The organism is Streptomyces sp. NPDC031210, assembly GCF_055570395.1.
This window is the reverse complement of record NZ_JBVIHH010000024.1, coordinates 1-16,260: the sequence shown is the minus strand read 5'-3', so window position 1 is coordinate 16,260 and position 16,260 is coordinate 1. Positions and strand designations below refer to the sequence as shown.

Sequence of the window (16,260 nt, the reverse complement as noted above, 5' to 3'; positions counted from 1 at the left end):
CGGGATGGAAGGGCATTCAGGGTGGGAACGGTGAAGAGCAAGCGGGTGCCGCGCGCGGTCCGGGAGCAGCAGATGCTGGACGCCGCGGTGCTGACCTTCGCGCGGTGCGGCTACCGCGCGGCCTCGATGGACGAGATCGCCGAGGTGGCCGGCGTCTCCAAGCCGCTGGTCTACCTCTACCTCAACTCCAAGGAAGAGCTGTTCAGTACGGTCATCCGGCGGGAGTCCGAGGCGCTGGTCGCCGCGGTCATGGCGGCCGTCGAGCCGGGGGTGGCGCCCGACCGGCAACTGTGGAGCGGCCTGAAGGGCTTCTTCGCGCACACCGCCGCCCATCCGGACGGCTGGGCGGTGCTGCACCAGCAGGCCCGCACCCAGGGGGAGCCGTTCGCCCACGAAGTGGCCGCGATGCGGGCGGAGATCGTGGAGTTCGTCACGGGGCTTATCGGTGCGACGGCCAAGGAGGCGGGTTGCGAGGGCGAACTGGCCGACCGGGAGGTGGCCGGGCTCGCCCACGCCCTGGTCGGCGCCGCCGAATCACTCGCCGAATGGGCCAACGCCCGCACCGACGAGGACGTTTCGGGCGAGCCGGTCCGCCCGGCGGCGAAGGACACCGCGGCCACCTTGATGAACTTCGCCTGGAGCGGGCTGGGCCGCCTCGTGGGGGGCGAGCGGTGGGCGCCGGGGGATTAGCGGGGTGTCCACGCGCCCCTGTGTTCCCTCCTGGCTCACCCCTCTCCCAGCTCATCACCCCTCGTAGCGCACCTCGCCCAGCAGATGCACCCGCGACCGGTGCGCCGGTCCGCCGCGGAGCTGGAAGGCCACGCCGCCGGCCCGGTCCTCCCGCGCGAAGGAGACCACGGCCGGCAGCAGGACCGGCGCGCGGAACTCCGCGGTGACGCGTACCGCGCCGGCGCCGGGCGGCACGGCCTCGGCGGCGCAGCGGGCGAAGGTCCACATGCCGTGGGCGAGAGCGTGGGAGAAGCCGAACGGCCGGGCGGTGACGGCGTGCAGATGGATCGGGTTGTAGTCGCCGGAGACGGCGGCGTGGCGGCGGCCCAGGTCGGCGGGCAGCCGCCATTGCGCGCGTACGGGCAGGTCCGGGGCGGGGGTCGGCCCGCCGCCGCGCGGTTCGTCCGGCACCCGGTGGCGCGCCAGATAGCTGCTGCGGTCCGACCAGACCAGAGCGCCCCCGCGCCGGGCCTCGGTGACCATCACCACCTCCGTGCCGCGCCGGTGCGTGCGCAACCCGTCCGCGTACACGGTCAGGTCGAGCCGGTCGTCCAGCCGCAGCGGGGCGCGCTGGTCGATCTCGATGGCGGTGTGGACCAGGCCGGCCATCGGCAGCGGGAAGGCGCGGGCGCTCATCAGGCGGGCGGCGAGCGGGAAGCCGAGGAGGTGCGGGTAGGTCACCGGCAGCGGCTCGGTGTCCGGGAAGCCGCAGAGCCGCGCGTACGCCTCGACCTTCGCCGGGTCGATGCGGGCACCGGCCAGCACCAGGCGGGTGGCGGGCGGTGCGGCGTCCGCCCGAGGCCGTTTGCCGACGCCGGTCAGGGCGCCCTTGAGCAGGGCCGGCATCAGGCGCGGCGCCCGGCGCAGCACCTTCTCGCGCATCACCGCGTCGTCGCCCATCACGCCCCCAGCAGGCTCTGGCCGCAGACGCGGACGATCTGGCCGTTGACGCCGCCGGAGGCGGGACTCGCCAGCCAGCACAGGGTCTCGGCGACGTCGACGGGCTGCCCGCCCTGCCCGAGCGCGCTCATCCGGCGGCCCGCCTCGCGGATCAGCAGCGGCACCGCCGCGGTCATCCGCGTCTCGATGAAGCCGGGCGCGACGGCGTTGACGGTGACGCCGTGCTCGGCGGCGGCGCGCGGCGCCAGCGAACGGACCAGGCCGATCACCCCCGCCTTGCTCGCCGCGTAGTTCGTCTGCCCGGTGTTGCCCGCGATGCCGGCGATGGAGGAGGTGGCGAGGATCCGCCCGGTGCCACGGCGCAGCGCGCCCGCGGCCAGCAGGTGGTCGGTGGTGCGCAGCACCGCCCCGAGGTTGACGTCGAGCACCGAACTCCAGGTCTCCTCCGGCATGTTGGCGAGCCGCCGGTCGCGGGTGATGCCCGCGTTGTGGACGAGGATGTCCAGGCCGTCGGCGGGCAGCGCGGCCGCGATCCGTCCGCCCGCGTCGGCCGCGGTGATGTCCAGGGGCAGGGCGCTGCCGCCGAGCCGCCCGGCGACCCGCGCCAGGTCGGCCTCCGCCTGCGGCACGTCCAGGCAGATGACCGTGGCGCCGTCGCGGGCCAGCGTCTCGGCCACCGCTTCCCCGATGCCCCGAGCCGCGCCCGTCACCAGGGCGGTACGGCCGGCCAGGGGGCGCGCCCAGTCCTCGGGGGCCGTGTCCGGTGACGCGCCGATCTCGATGACCTGGCCGCTGACGAAGGCGGACCGGGGGGAGAGCAGGAACCGCAGCGTGGATTCGGCGGGCTCCGCCGACTCCCCTGCCAGGCGCAGCAGTTGGGCGGTGCGGGCCCTGCCCAGCTCCTTCCCGAGCGAGCGGACGAAACCCTCCAGGGCCTGCTGCGCGGCTGCCTGGTGATGGTCGAGCGGGTCGGGGACGGCGCCCAGCACGACGACCCGGGCGTGCTCGCCGAGCGACCGTAGGACGGGGTGCAGCGCGCGGTGGACCTCGCCGAGGGTCTCCACCTCGCGCACCCCCGTGGCGTCCAGGACGACGGCGGCGTAGCGGGTGTCCTCGGGCGCGGTGTGCACGGTCAGCCCCGTACGGGCGAGCACCGCCGCCGGGCCGGCGGCCGGCTGTCCGGCGCTCAGGTGCAGGACCGGCCCGTCGAGGCCGGGATGTCCGGGGGACCAGCGGCGCAGGGGAGTGGGCCGGGGCAGGCCGAGCCGGCGGGCGAGGAAGCCGCCGGGGGCGGAATTGGTGAGACGAAGGTAGCGATCGGGCATTGGCCAACTCCTGGTCCTCGCGTAAATTTACTTCTAAGTAAGGTTACTGTCGGGTCAGGAGTTGGTCGAGGATGCGAGATCTGGCAACTGGCGGCGGCGTCCGGCGCGTTGCGGTCATCGGCGGCAGCCGGATCCCCTTCGCCCGCTCCGACGGCCCCTACGCCGCGGCCTCCAACCAGGGCATGCTGACCGCGGCGCTCAACGGCCTGGTCGGACGCCACGGCCTGGACGGCGAGCTGGCCGGCGAGTTCGTCGCCGGCGCGGTGCTCAAGCACAGCCGCGACTTCAACCTCGCGCGGGAGACCCTGCTCGGCTCCCGCCTGGACGCGCGCACCCCCGCCTACGACCTCCAACAGGCGTGCGGCACCGGTCTGCAAGCCGTCATCGCCGTCGCCAACAAGATCGCGCTGGGGCAACTGGAGTGCGGCATCGCGGGCGGCACGGACACCGCGAGCGACGCCCCGCTGGCCCTGGACGACTCGCTGCGCAAAATCCTCCTGGCCACCCGCCGGGCCACGTCCCTCGGCGACCGCGCCCGGCAGCTCGCCCGCATCCGCCCGCGCCACCTGATCCCCGAGATCCCGCGCAACGCCGAGCCACGCACCGGCCTGTCGATGGGCGAGCACGCCGCCCTTACGGCGAAGGAGTGGGGCATCGGACGCGAGGCGCAGGACGAGCTGGCGGCCACCAGCCACCGACGCCTGGCCGCCGCCTACGACCGCGGCTTCTTCGACGACCTCGTCGTCCCCTTCCAGGGCCTGGTCCGCGACCAGAACCTGCGCCCCGACTCCACGGCGGAGAAACTCGCCACGCTCAAGCCGGTGTTCGGCACCGCGCTGGGCGGCGCCACCATGACGGCCGGCAACTCCACGCCGCTCACCGACGGCGCCGCGACGGTCCTGCTGGCGAGCGAGGAGTGGGCCCGCGAGCGGCGGCTGCGGCCGCTGGCCTACCTGACCGCGTACGAGACCGGCGCGGTGGACTTCGTCGACGGCGCCGACGGCCTCCTGATGGCCCCGGCCCACGCGGTGCCGCGCATGCTGGAGCGAGCCGGCCTGGGCATCGAGGACTTCGCCCTCGTGGAGATCCACGAGGCGTTCGCCTCCCAGGTCCTGGCCACCCTGGCCGCCTGGGAGAAACACGGCCTCGCCCCCGTCGACCGCGCCCGCCTGAACACCGCCGGCTCCTCCCTGGCCACCGGCCACCCCTTCGCCGCCACCGGCCCCCGGATCGTCGCCACCCTCGCCAAGCTCCTCGCCGAACACCCGCCGGCCCCGGACGCCGCCCCCGTCCGCGGCCTGATCTCGCTCTGCGCGGCCGGCGGCCAGGGAGTGACCGCGGTGTTGGAACGGGCGTAGGGGGCGACCGGGCCTTCCCGTACGGGCGGGGCGGCTCCCGTACTCCCCGGATGCGCAGCCCTCGACGCACCCTCCTCATCAGCCGTCCTCATGAGACGTCCCCACGAGCCCCACTAAGCGAACGCACCCACCCCCCTCCCCCGAGGACCCGAGGAGCCGCTAGTGCCACCCACCCCGGCAAACCCCCAGCCGAACGCCTCCCTCGAACCGCGAAAATCCCTGCTCAACGGCGTTGTCCGCGAGGTCTCGCTCCCCCCGCTGGTGCCGCCCGTCCCCACCGGCTCACTCGCCGACATACCCTTCGCCAACGCCGCCGAGGCCCCCACCGACCCCGTCCTGGCCCGCAAGCAACCCAGCGGCGCGTGGGCCGACATCACCGCCGCCGAATTCGCCGCCGAGGTCCGCGCCGTCGCCAAGGGCCTGCTCGCGCACGGTCTGCGGCCCGGCGACCGCCTCGCGATCATGGCCCGTACGACCTACGAGTGGACCCTCGTCGACTTCGCCGCCTGGGCCGCCGGCCTGATCACCGTCCCGCTCTACCCCACCTCCTCCGCCCACCAGGCGCACTGGATCCTGCACGACTCCGGCGCCGCGGCCTGCGTGGTCGAGGACGTCGCGCAGGCTCGCATGATCAGCGGCCTGCGCACCGAACTGCCCGGCCTCGCGCACCTGTGGCAGTTCCACACCGGCGCCGTCTCCCTCCTGGCCGCCGCCGGCCGGGAGATCCCCGACGAGGCCGTCGACCAGCGCCGGGCCGCCGTCGGCCCCCACGACCTCGCCACCCTCATCTACACCTCGGGCACCACCGGCCGCCCCAAGGGCTGCGCCCTCACCCACGCCAACTTCTTCGCCGAGGTCGACAACGCCATCGAACTGCTGCACCCGGTCTTCAAGTCGGTCAGCAGCGAGCCCGCCGCCACCCTGCTCTTCCTGCCCCTCTCCCACGTCTTCGGCCGGATGGTCGCCATCGGCTGCCTGCGCGCCCGGGTCCGCCTCGGCCACGCGCCCAGCATCGAGACCGACGACCTGCTCGCCGACCTGGCCGGCTTCCGCCCCACGTTCCTGCTGGCCATCCCCTACGTCCTGGAGAAGGTCTACAACACCGGCCGGGCCACCGCCGAGAAGATGGGCCGCGCCGCCTCCTTCGACCGCGCCGCGCGGATCGCCCGCGCCTACGGCGAGGCGGTCGAGGCCAGGGAACACGGCACCGGCCGCGGCCCCTCCACCGCCCTCAAGGCCGCCCGCAAGCTCTACGACCCGCTGGTCTACCGCCGTATCCGCGCGGCCCTCGGCGGCAAGGTCCGCTACGCCATCTGCGGCGGCTCCCCGCTGGGCCACCGGCTCGCCGCCTTCTACTCCGGCGCCGGCATCGAGATCTTCGAGGGCTACGGCCTGACGGAGACCACCGCGGCCGCGACCGTCACCCCGCCGCTGCGCCCGCGCATCGGCACCGTCGGCTGGCCCCTGCCGGGCGGCGGCGTACGCATCGCCGACGACGGCGAGGTGCTGCTGCGCGGCGGCCACGTCTTCGCCGGCTACTGGGACGCCGCCCTGGGCGCGCCCCGTCCGGCCACCGGCCAGGGCTGGTTCGCCACCGGAGACCTCGGCGCCCTGGACGCGGACGGCTACCTCACCATCACCGGCCGCAAGAAGGAGATCATCATGACGACGGGCGGCAAGAACGTCGCCCCGGCCCCTCTGGAGGACCGGCTGCGGGCCCACCCCCTGGTCGGCCAGTGCATGGTGATCGGCGACAACCGCCCCTACATCACCGCCCTGCTCACCCTGGAGGCGGACGGCCTCTCCCACTGGCGCCAGATGAACAAGAGACAGGACGTGCCCCTGGCGGATCTGATCCACGACGAGCGCCTGCTCGCCGACCTCCAGCACGCCGTCGACGACGCCAACGCACTGGTCTCCCGCGCCGAGTCCATCCGCCGCTTCGCGGTCCTCCCGACGGACTTCACCGAGCGAACCGGACATCTCACCCCCTCTCTGAAGCTCCGGCGGGCCGCCGTCACCCGGGACTTCGCCAAAGAGATCGAGGCGTTGTACGAACGGAACTAAATCCACTCTGGAGCCAGGGGCCCGCGCACGTCAGACTGGAACCCCCGTGTCACCTCTGTGGGGGAGGTGGCACGGGGTCTGCGCGCCCCGAGACTCTGCGTACGGATGGTGACGCCCAAGGCGCCCGGTCCGGCGCTCGTCATGCCCGTCCCCGCCTGGGGCAGCTTCATCGCGGCCGTCAAGGCCGGCTCGCTCAGCGCCTGAACAGCGCCGCCCGGCCCCCTCACCCCGGGGGTAGGGCGACCGCCGTCCGCAGGTCGCAGCCGTTGCACCAAAACGCCCACCCGTTGGCGTCGACGGACCGTGACCCGCAGGCCAGGCACGGGTCGCCGACGAAGCTGGCCGCCACCCACGAGCCGGCCGACGCGGCGCGGCGGCCGGCGCTGGTCCGCTCGTCGGCGTAACAGGCGATGCACACGCCCGCGTCCCGGCCGGGCAGTTTCATCGGCCGCATCCCGCAGGTGGAGCAGGGCAGAATCCCGACGTATTGCGGGTCCAGGCCGACCGGCCTGTCGTTCCCCTTGAAGGCCGCCATCGCCTGTCTCCTCTACGCCAGGACGGTCCCGGTGCCGCCGCATCCGGAGCACTGCGTGGTGACGCGGCCGCCGTTCGGCGTCTCCCACTCCACGGTGCCTTCGCCGCCACAGTCGGGGCAGGTCTTCTGCGGGGGCATCGTCTCGCTCATCGCGTCCACCGTATGCCGCTCCCTGTTCCCGTGCGGGCACTTTCCGTGATCGCTGCGAGGGGGAAGCCGGGGAGGAACCGGGGAGGAACCGAGGAGGCGTTCGTCCTTGTTTTCGAGCGTGCGTGCGCGTGCCCGCAAAAGGCAGGAGCCCCTCTCCCCACCGAAGTGGAGGAGCGGGGCTCCTTGGGTATTGCTAAGTCGACCTAAAGGTCTGACCGGGCAACTCAGACCGGCGTAACGTTCTCCGCCTGCGGGCCCTTCGGACCCTGCGTGACGTCGAAGTTCACCTGCTGGTTCTCCTCCAGGGAGCGGAAACCAGAGGCGTTGATCGCCGAGTAGTGGACGAAGACATCCGGGCCGCCGCCGTCCTGGGCGATGAAGCCGAAGCCCTTTTCAGCGTTGAACCACTTGACGGTTCCGGTAGCCATAAGCCCTCCTTGGGCCAAAGGGTTGCCCTGCTCCAGAACCTGCAAACAAGTCTGAAAACTACAAAAGCCTGCGGGTCACATGCTCCGCAGGCTCTGTACTGCAAGGGAAACCAAACTGCAACTTGCGCTGAGCGTAGCATGGGGCGCTCGTGAGGCGGAAGAGCCAAAGATCACGTTTAGCCGACACCCCGAGCGGCCATATGGCGCCCCGCCGCCTTCCGTCGCGCCCCGCGGGTCTAGCCTCCGGCATGTGGACAATTCAGCCTTCGGAGACGCACCCGCAGGATCCGCAGCGGCGGACCCCGTAGCCGCACCGGCCGCCGCGGTACCGGCCGCACCAGCCGGCGGCGACCACCGTCGCGTCCGGCCGCGGGTGGGCCACATCCAGTTCCTCAACTGCCTGCCCCTCTACTGGGGCCTCGCCCGCACGGGCACCCTGCTCGACCTGGACCTCACCAAGGACACCCCGGAGAAGCTCAGCGAGCAGTTGGTCCGCGGCGACCTGGACATCGCGCCGGTCACGCTCGTCGAGTTCCTGCGGGCCGCCGACGACCTCGTGGCCTTCCCCGACCTCGCCGTCGGGTGCGACGGCCCGGTGATGTCCTGCGTGATCGTGTCGCAGAAGCCGCTGGAACGGCTCGACGGCGCCCGGGTCGCCCTCGGGTCGACCTCGCGCACCTCCGTACGGCTGGCCCAACTGCTGCTCGCCGAGAAGGTCGGCGTCCGGCCCGAGTACTACACCTGCCCGCCCGACCTCGGTCTGATGATGCGGGAGGCGGACGCGGCCGTGCTGATCGGCGACGCCGCGCTGCGCGCCAATCTGCACGACGGACCGCGCCTGGGCCTCCAGGTGCACGACCTGGGCCAGATGTGGAAGGACTGGACGGGCCTGCCGTTCGTCTTCGCGGTCTGGGCGGCCCGGCGCGACTACCTGGAACGCGAGCCGGTCGTGGTGCGCAAGGTGCACGAGGCGTTCCTGGCCTCCCGCGACGTGTCGCTGGAGGAGGTCGGCAAGGTCGCCGAGCAGGCGGCCCGCTGGGAGACGTTCGACGAAGCGGTGCTGGAGCGCTACTTCACGACGCTCGACTTCCGCTTCGGTCCCGAGCAACTGCGCGGCGTCACCGAATTCGCCCGCCGGGTCGGCCCGACGACCGGATTCCCGGCCGATGTGCGGGTGGAGTTGCTGGGGAGCGACGGCGGCTAGCCGGGAGCGGCCGGCCGGCCGGTGGGGCCTCCGGCCGCAGACCGAGCGGCCGTTCAGGGGGCGCGGGGTGGTCCGGACCCTGAGGCGCGCGACGGTCCGGGTCCTAAGCTGAGGGCGTCGCGTCGCGCGGTGACGAGGGGGAGGCAACGCCATGGAGCCGCTGACCGGGGACGACCCACGGGTCCTGGGCGGGTACCGGCTGCTGCGCCGGCTCGGCGCGGGCGGCATGGGGCGGGTGTATCTGGGCCGCAGCGCGGGCGGACGCACCGTCGCGGTGAAGGTCGTGCACGCGCACTTCGCGGCCGACGACCAGTTCCGGGCCCGCTTCCGGCGGGAGATCGAATCGGCGCGGCGGGTGGGCGGCGCCTGGACCGCTCCGGTGCTGGACGCCGATGCCGACGCGCCCGTCCCCTGGATCGCCACCGGCTACGTCGCGGGCCCCTCGCTCGCCCGGGCCGTCGCCGAGGACGGGCCGCTCGCCGACCATTCCGTACGGGCCCTGGGCGCCGGGCTGGCCGAGGCGCTGGCCGCCGTGCACGCCCTCGGGCTGGTGCACCGGGACGTCAAACCGTCCAACGTGCTGCTCACCCTCGACGGCCCGCTGCTGATCGACTTCGGAATCGCGCGCGCCACCGAGGGCACCGCCTCGCTGACCTCGACGGGGGTGTCGGTCGGCTCGCCCGGCTACATGGCGCCCGAACAGATCCTGGGCAACGGCGCGGCGGGCGCCGCCGACGTCTTCTCGCTCGGCGCGGTGCTGGCCTTCGCGGCCACCGGCGTCAGCCCGTTCGCCGGGGACTCCTCGGCCGCGCTGCTCTACAAGGTCGTCCACGAGGAGCCGGAACTCGGTTCCGGGCTGACCGGCGATCTGCGGGACCTCGTGGCCGCGTGCCTCGCCAAGGACCCCGCATCCCGGCCCCGGCCGCAGGACCTCGCCAGGCGCCTCGCGGGCGACGGCGGCGCGGCGGCGCTGGTCCGGGCCGGCTGGCTGCCCGGTGCCCTCGTCGAACGGGTCAGCCGGCAGGCGGTGGCGCTGCTCGACCTGGACGGGGACGGAGACGCGGACGCGGCCCGGGACGGGGTGGCGGCCGCGGGGAAGGGGGCGGGCGCGCCGGGCGGGGCGTTCGGGCCGCCGGATCCCTCCTACGGGGCGGGCGCTCCGGTGTCCGGCCTGGTGCCGTTCGACGCGCAGGCGCAGTGGGCGGCGCCACCGTCGCCGCACACCCCCTGGCCGGAAGCGGGGGCCGCACCGTCCGCCGGGGCGGGCGCGGAGCCCGGCCACCAGGCCGCCCCGGGTGGGGCGCCGAGCGGCCACCCGGCGACCGCCCCCGCCCTCGCCGACCTCCCCACCGGGTCCGCGACGGGCCCCGGGCCCGGGGGCGCGCCGGCCAAGGAGCGCCGGATCGCCCTGACCGGCGCGGTGGGCGGCAGGGGGGACCGGCCGCGGCGGGTGAGCTGCGCGCTGGTGTTGTCGGTGGCCGGGGCGCTGGCGGTCGCGACGACCGCCGCGTTCGTCTTCCAGTTGCTGCCGGGCGGGGCGAAGAGCGGCGACAGTGCCGCGCGGCCGCCCGCTGACAGGTCACCGTCGACCGCGCCGGACGACGGCGACGGCGCGCCCTCCGTGGCCAAGGGTTTCCTGGGCCGGTGGACCGGCGGCGTCAAGATGGCCAACGGCATCCCCAACGGGACGATGACCAGCGTGATCACGTCCGGGGGCAAGGGCGATTACGTGATCCACACGACGTATGACGTGGCCGGTCTGCTGCGCTGCGAGGCCAAGGCGAAGCTCGTGTCCTCCACCGCCGACGAGCTGGAGCTCACCGAACGCTCCGACGGCAAGCAGGGGCCCGGCTGCACGGGCGCCAAGTCCCGGGTGACGTACACCCTCGGCAAGGACGGCACGCTCGGCTTCACCTCGGACGACGACGCGGGCGGCAACCCGCACGCGACCCTCACCAAGAGCGGCGGCTGACGGCCGCACCGGCCACCGGACACGGCCCACGCCCGCCCCGAGCACGGCCGGGCCGGTCCCGCGCGCGACCCGCCCGGCCGCCCCCTGGCCCGTCGGACCCCTGGCGTAGGCTGGTTCGGTCGTTATGCCCGCCTCCGAAAGGGACGCCCCGGTGACCGAGAACGCCGACCTCCAGTCCGTACTCGACCGCGCCGCGCAGGGCGGTCGCATCACGCCGGAGGAGGCGCTCGACCTGTACCGCTCCGCGCCGCTGCACGCGCTGGGACAGGCCGCCGACGCTGTACGCCGCCGCCGCTACGCCGGCACCGAGCACATCGCGACGTACATCATCGAGCGCAACATCAACTACACCAACGTGTGCGTGACGGCCTGCAAGTTCTGCGCCTTCTACGCCGCGCCCAAGGACACCGCCAAGGGCTGGACCCGCGACCTCGACGACATCCTGCGCCGTTGCGCGGAGACCGTCGAGCTGGGCGGCACGCAGGTCATGTTCCAGGGCGGCCACCACCCGGACTACGGCGTCGAGTACTACGAAGAGCACTTCTCCGCCATCAAGAAGGCCTACCCGCAACTGGTCATCCACTCCCTCGGCGCCTCCGAGGTCGAGCACATGGCCCGCATCTCCAAGGTGTCGCCCGAGGAGGCGATCCGCCGGATCCACGCCGCCGGGCTCGACTCGTTCGCCGGCGCCGGCGCCGAGCTGCTGCCGGCCCGCCCCCGCAAGGCCATCGCCCCGCTGAAGGAGTCCGGCGAGCGCTGGCTGGAGATCATGGAGACGGCGCACAACCTGGGCGTGGAGTCGACCTCCACCATGCTCATGGGCACCGGCGAGACCAACGCCGAGCGCATCGAGCACCTGCGGATGATCCGCGACGTGCAGGACCGTACGGGCGGCTTCCGCGCCTTCATCCCGTACACCTACCAGCCGGAGAACAACCACCTCAAGGGCCAGACGCAGGCCACGCTCTTCGAGTACCTGCGCATGATCGCCATCGCCCGGCTCTTCTTCGACAACATCGCGCACATCCAGGGCTCGTGGCTGACCACCGGCAAGGAGGTCGGCCAGTTGTCGCTGCACTACGGCGCGGACGACCTCGGCTCGATCATGCTGGAGGAGAACGTCGTCTCCTCGGCCGGCGCCAAGCACCGCTCCAACCGCATGGAGATCATCGACCTGATCCGCACGGCGGGCCGGGTGCCGGCGCAGCGCGCGACGACGTACGAGCACCTCCTCGTCCACGACGACCCGGCCAACGACCCGGTCGACGACAGGGTCGTCTCGCACTTCTCCTCCACCGCCATCGAGGGCGGCACGGCCCACCCGGAGCTCAAGCTCGTCCAGGCCAACTGAGCGCCGGACGGGACGCGGTGAGGGCGGGCTGAGCCGGCCGTGCTGACGATCCATGCCGCCGACGCGGTGTACGCGCCCGCCGACGGCCTCGGGGCGCCCGCCGCGCCCGCCGTGCGCGCGGCGGCGGTGGCCGTCGACGGGGGCACGCTCGTCGGCGTGGGCACCCTGGCGGAGCTGACGGCCGCCCACCCGCGCGCCCGCGTACGCCGCTGGCCGGGCCTGCTGACCTCCGGCCTGGTCAACCGCAGGGCGGGCGCGCTGCTCGAAGCGGCCTACCACCCCGATCCGCGCGAGGCCGACACGCTCGGCACCGAACCGCTCACCGGCGACGCGCTCGCGGCCCTCGCCCTGGACGACGCGCGCTGGGGCGCGAGCGCCCGGCGCGGACTCCAGCGGATGCTCCAGCACGGCACCACGGCCGTGGCCGGGCCCTTCCACCGGCCGGCGGTCCGCAGCGCGGTGGCGCGCTCCGGCCTGCGGGTACGAGAGCCTTACGGCGTGCCGGAGCCGGGGGACGGCCGAGAAATGGCCCCCACCCTGGACCCGTTGGCCGGCCGTCCCCTCGACGCCGTCCTGGACAGCGAGCTGCTGGTGGGCGGTCCCGCCGACTTCGCGGTGTTCGACGTGCCGGTCGGCGACGGCCCGGAGGCCGAGGCCCCCGCCGCGGCCCTCGCACTGCGCGGGGCCGCCACCTGCGTGGCCACCGTGCTGGCCGGCCGCCTGGTCTTCCGGCGGCGGTGAGGCCGGTCGCCCGGTGCGGCGGGTGACGGTGGACAATGGCCCGGTGACCCGAGCATCCCTGGACAAGCAGCCGCACGAAGTCGCCGCGATGTTCGACGGCGTGGCGGCGCGGTACGACCTCACCAACGACGTCCTCTCCCTGGGCCAGGCCCGCCGGTGGCGCAAGGAGGTGGACCGGGCGGTGGCCGCCCGGCCGGCCGAGCGGGTGCTCGACCTCGCGGCCGGCACCGGCACCTCCTCGCTGCCGTTCGCCCGGACCGGCGCCTACGTCGTGCCCTGCGACTTCTCGGTCGGCATGCTGCGCGAGGGCAAGAAGCGGCACCCGTGGCTGCCGTTCACCGCCGGTGACGGGACCCGCCTGCCGTTCGCCGACGGAGTGTTCGACGCCGTCACCATCTCCTTCGGCCTGCGCAACATCCAGGACACCGACGCCGCGCTCGCCGAGCTGTACCGCGTCACCAAGCCCGGCGGGCGGGTGGTGATCTGCGAGTTCAGCGAGCCGACGTGGGCCCCGTTCCGGACCGTCTACACCGAGTACCTGATGCGGGCCCTGCCGCCGGTCGCCCGCGCCGTCAGCAGCAACCCGGACGCGTACGTCTATCTCGCCGAGTCCATCCGCACCTGGCCCAACCAGCCCGAACTCGCCGCCCTGATGCGGGGCGCGGGCTGGACGAAGGTCGCCTGGCGCAACCTGACCGGCGGGGTCGTGGCACTGCACCGGGGAACGAAGCCGGCCGGCTGACCGGGGCGGGCCGGGCGGCGGCCGGACTCGCTCGGGTAACGTCCCTTCACAGGGAGTGAAAGCCCGGGAACCATGCGTGCGACAGCGGTGTCTGTACGTTCGCCGACGGCAGCCGACCGCGCTGCCCCCTGATTCCCGGAGCCCGCCTTGTCATCGTTCTGCCCGGACTGTGGTTCCTCCTCGCCGCCCGAGGCGCGCTTTTGCATGGGATGCGGCCGGGAGCGGCAGGCCGCCGCGCCGCCCGCGCCCGACGGACCGCCGCCGCCCCCGGGACCGCCGCCGGCTCCGGCGGCGCCGCCCGGCCACCCGCCGTACGCCGCGCCCGGCCGCCCCTCGCCCGTGGGCGCCTTCCTCGCGCGTACGGCGAAGGGCGACTGGATGACGCCCCTGAAGATCGCCGCGTGGCCGACGCTGGTGCTGCTCGTCCTCGCCTGCGTGCTGGGGATGTTCTCCTCCGAGGACACCGACGAGGCCGGGCTCGGCTGGGGCATACGGATGCGGATCGCCCTGGCGGTGCTGCTCCAGAGCGTCGGCGGCGGCTTCACCCTCTCGGGCAACGCCGGCCGGGCGCTGGGGGAGTTCGGCGAGGGGTTCGCGGGGGAGGCGTCGCTGTCGCTCGTGCCGCTGGTGGTCACGGCGGTGTGGGGGGTGGCGCTGGCGGTCGCCGCCCGCCGGGCCGGTCGCGTGAGGCGGGACGCATCGGTCCCGGCCGTCCCCGGCTCGGCCGACTCGCGCACCGACGTGGCCGGGACCGTGCTGCGCATCGCGGCGCTGTGCGGCCTCGGCGCTCTGCTGCTCGGGCTGCTGGCCCAACCCTCTTTCCGCGGCGTGGAGTTGTCCTCCGCGCCATGGCTGACGCTGCTGTGGTCCGTCCTGCTCGCGGCCGTCGTGTCCGGCGCGGTCCTCGGGCGCGCGCAGGCCGGCGCCTGGCTCGCGGCCCGGCCCGCCTGGCGCGCCGCCACCGGGGCGCTGCGTACCGCGCTGCTGGCCCTGATGCTCGTCCTCGCGGTGGCGAGCGCCGTCGCCTTCGTCGTCGCGCTCGCCACGGCGGACGACCTCGACGGCGGTGACGTGCTCACCCTGCTGGTGCTGCTGCCCAACCTCGGCGCGCTGGCGCTCGCGGTGGCCTGGGGCGCGCCGCTGAACGTCGAGTGGAACCTGCCGGACCTGCCGTTCCTGGAGTCCGGCCGCGAGTCGATCGGCTACTCCGACCTGGCGCATCTCGGCGGCGGCTGGGCGCTGTTCGGCGTGATCGTCGGCGGTCTGGTCTGCGCCCTGCTGGTGGGCCTGCTTGTCGTACGGCGCTGCGCCGACCGGCGCGAACAGCTCCTGGCGGCGGGCTTCTTCGTGCTCGCGCTGGTGCTGCTGGTGCTGGCCGCGGGTGCGAGCGTCAACGCGATGTTTCACGACCCGAGCGGCGGCGGTGACGGCTACGGCTCCGGTTACGGCGGCTATGGCGGATACGGCGGCTACGGGGGCGGCCGGGGCGACGGTTACCGCGTCGCCGCCCATGGCGAACTGGCCGCGGACGGCGCCGAGACGCTGCTCTTCGCGCTGCTGTGGACCTTCGGCGCGGTGCTGCTCGCGCCGTATCTGCTGATGATCGTCGGGCGCGGCGGTCCGTCCGCACCCGCGGGCCCGACCGGCCCCGCCGCCGCGTACGGCCCGCCGCCGGCCATGGCGCCGACCGGTTACGGCTACCTTCCCGCCGCCGACACCGCCCCCGCGCAGCCGGCCCCTGAGGGGAAGCCCCAGGCCGCCGCGCCTCCTCACCCCGCCGCGCAGCCGGCGGTGGCTCCCACCACCCCCACCCCCACCCCCACCGCACCCGACCTGCCCCACGTCCAGCACCTCCCGCACCCCGCCCCGCCCGCGGGCGGCCCGGCACCGGCGCCCGTGCCCGCCGCTCCCGAGGAGCCCCGGCCGCGCCGCCGCGCCCTGAAGTGGCTCTCCCTCGCCGTCGCCGCCTTCCTGATCGGCGGCGGCGGGACGGCGGGCGCGCTGTACCTCAAGAACCACCAGAACGCCTCCGACGCGAAGGACGACAAGCCCGCAGCGGTCAAGAGCGGCGAGCCCACCGGCGGCCCGAGCCCGTCCGGGACACCGTCGCCCACCGGCACGCCGTCCCCCGACGCCTCCGCGACCCCCTCCGGCGATCCCTCGGCCGAGCCCACCGGCGGCGCCACCTCGCCCGGCGCGGACCTGCCCGCCGGCTTCGTGCGGAAGGACGACCCCAACGGCTTCTCGCTCGGCGTGACGCGCGGCTGGCAGCGCTCGCAGAAGGGCACCCAGACCGACTACAAGGCCCCGGCCGGCGACGCGTACCTGCGCATCGGCGTCATCGCCGACGCCCCGCAGTCGTCGTACGACAACTTCCTCAGCATGGAGAAGGGCGCTGAGAAGCGCACGGGTTACCAGCGGACGGAGCTGACCCGGAACACCTTCCAGGGCCGGGCGGGCGCCCGCTGGGAGTTCACCTACGTCAACGACAGCGGCACCACCGTCCACGCCATCGACCAGGCGTACCTGGCCGACGACGGCACCGAATACAGCATTTACTACGAGTGCCCGGACGCCCTCTACGACGCGGAGAACGACCAGGTCTTCAGCACCGCGCTGAGCAGTTGGTCGGTGAGCGACGTGGACGTGGACTGACCGGGGGCGGGGTGGGGGGGGGGGGGGGGGGGGGGGGGGGGGGGGGGGGGGGGGGGGGGGGGGGGGGGGGGGGGGGGGGGGGGGGGGGGGGGGGGGGGGGGGG

General features: G+C 74.2%; 14 protein-coding genes. 9 read left to right on the top strand and 5 right to left on the bottom strand.

Annotation, left to right across the window (positions count from 1 at the left end; all coding sequences use genetic code 11):
- Positions 1-21 precede the first annotated feature (21 nt).
- Positions 22-690: a TetR/AcrR family transcriptional regulator gene (locus ACZ45Z_RS30960; protein WP_468369473.1), complete on the top strand. Its 669-nt coding sequence runs from the start codon at positions 22-24 to the stop codon at positions 688-690.
- Positions 691-744: 54 nt separating this feature from the next.
- On the opposite strand, the gene ACZ45Z_RS30955 is transcribed toward ACZ45Z_RS30960, so the two are convergent.
- Together ACZ45Z_RS30955 and ACZ45Z_RS30950 are read right to left on the bottom strand one after the other, a co-directional pair.
- Positions 745-1,629: a MaoC family dehydratase gene (locus ACZ45Z_RS30955; RefSeq protein ID WP_468369470.1), complete on the bottom strand. Its 885-nt coding sequence runs from the start codon at positions 1,627-1,629 to the stop codon at positions 745-747.
- A complete protein-coding gene (locus tag ACZ45Z_RS30950; protein ID WP_468369467.1) occupies positions 1,629-2,954 on the bottom strand; it encodes a 3-oxoacyl-ACP reductase in 1,326 nt (441 codons plus the stop codon). The genes ACZ45Z_RS30955 and ACZ45Z_RS30950 overlap by 1 nt, the downstream gene beginning before the upstream one ends.
- A 71-nt stretch (positions 2,955-3,025) precedes the next feature.
- Here ACZ45Z_RS30950 and ACZ45Z_RS30945 point away from each other — a divergent pair, with 71 nt between their 5' ends.
- Positions 3,026-4,312 (top strand): acetyl-CoA C-acetyltransferase, encoded by a 1,287-nt coding sequence (locus tag ACZ45Z_RS30945; RefSeq protein ID WP_468369465.1) that lies wholly within the window; start codon positions 3,026-3,028, stop codon positions 4,310-4,312.
- 162 nt (positions 4,313-4,474) lie between these two features.
- Complete coding sequence (locus ACZ45Z_RS30940) at positions 4,475-6,379, top strand: AMP-dependent synthetase/ligase (protein ID WP_468369463.1); 1,905 nt, start codon at positions 4,475-4,477, stop codon at positions 6,377-6,379.
- Between the two features lie 223 nt (positions 6,380-6,602).
- On the opposite strand, the gene ACZ45Z_RS30935 is transcribed toward ACZ45Z_RS30940, so the two are convergent.
- The 3 genes from ACZ45Z_RS30935 to ACZ45Z_RS30925 form a co-directional block, all read right to left on the bottom strand.
- Positions 6,603-6,914 (bottom strand): hypothetical protein, encoded by a 312-nt coding sequence (locus ACZ45Z_RS30935; protein ID WP_468369460.1) that lies wholly within the window; start codon positions 6,912-6,914, stop codon positions 6,603-6,605.
- A gap of 12 nt (positions 6,915-6,926) precedes the next feature.
- Positions 6,927-7,064, bottom strand: a complete 138-nt coding sequence (locus tag ACZ45Z_RS30930; protein ID WP_468369457.1) for a hypothetical protein — start codon at positions 7,062-7,064, stop codon at positions 6,927-6,929.
- A gap of 224 nt (positions 7,065-7,288) precedes the next feature.
- Positions 7,289-7,492, bottom strand: a complete 204-nt coding sequence (locus tag ACZ45Z_RS30925) for a cold-shock protein (protein ID WP_003984261.1) — start codon at positions 7,490-7,492, stop codon at positions 7,289-7,291.
- Positions 7,493-7,865: 373 nt separating this feature from the next.
- On the opposite strand from ACZ45Z_RS30925, the gene ACZ45Z_RS30920 reads away from it, so the two are divergent.
- From ACZ45Z_RS30920 to ACZ45Z_RS30895, 6 genes are all read left to right on the top strand, one after another.
- Positions 7,866-8,696 carry a menaquinone biosynthetic enzyme MqnA/MqnD family protein gene (locus tag ACZ45Z_RS30920; RefSeq protein ID WP_468369604.1) on the top strand — a complete coding sequence of 277 codons (831 nt, stop codon included), beginning with the start codon at positions 7,866-7,868 and terminating at the stop codon, positions 8,694-8,696.
- A 151-nt stretch (positions 8,697-8,847) separates the two neighbouring features.
- Positions 8,848-10,668: a serine/threonine-protein kinase gene (locus ACZ45Z_RS30915; protein WP_468369454.1), complete on the top strand. Its 1,821-nt coding sequence runs from the start codon at positions 8,848-8,850 to the stop codon at positions 10,666-10,668.
- A gap of 151 nt (positions 10,669-10,819) precedes the next feature.
- On the top strand, positions 10,820-12,019 hold the full coding sequence (mqnC, locus tag ACZ45Z_RS30910; RefSeq protein ID WP_468369451.1) for a cyclic dehypoxanthinyl futalosine synthase: 1,200 nt from the start codon (positions 10,820-10,822) through the stop codon (positions 12,017-12,019).
- Positions 12,020-12,058: 39 nt separating this feature from the next.
- Positions 12,059-12,760, top strand: coding sequence for an imidazolonepropionase-like domain-containing protein (locus ACZ45Z_RS30905; protein ID WP_468369449.1), 702 nt, complete (start codon positions 12,059-12,061; stop codon positions 12,758-12,760).
- Positions 12,761-12,803: 43 nt separating this feature from the next.
- Entirely contained in the window at positions 12,804-13,502 is a 699-nt protein-coding gene (locus ACZ45Z_RS30900) for a demethylmenaquinone methyltransferase (protein ID WP_468369446.1), read from the top strand.
- Between the two features lie 204 nt (positions 13,503-13,706).
- A complete protein-coding gene (locus tag ACZ45Z_RS30895; protein ID WP_468369443.1) occupies positions 13,707-16,157 on the top strand; it encodes a PT domain-containing protein in 2,451 nt (816 codons plus the stop codon).
- Positions 16,158-16,260: the final 103 nt, after the last annotated feature.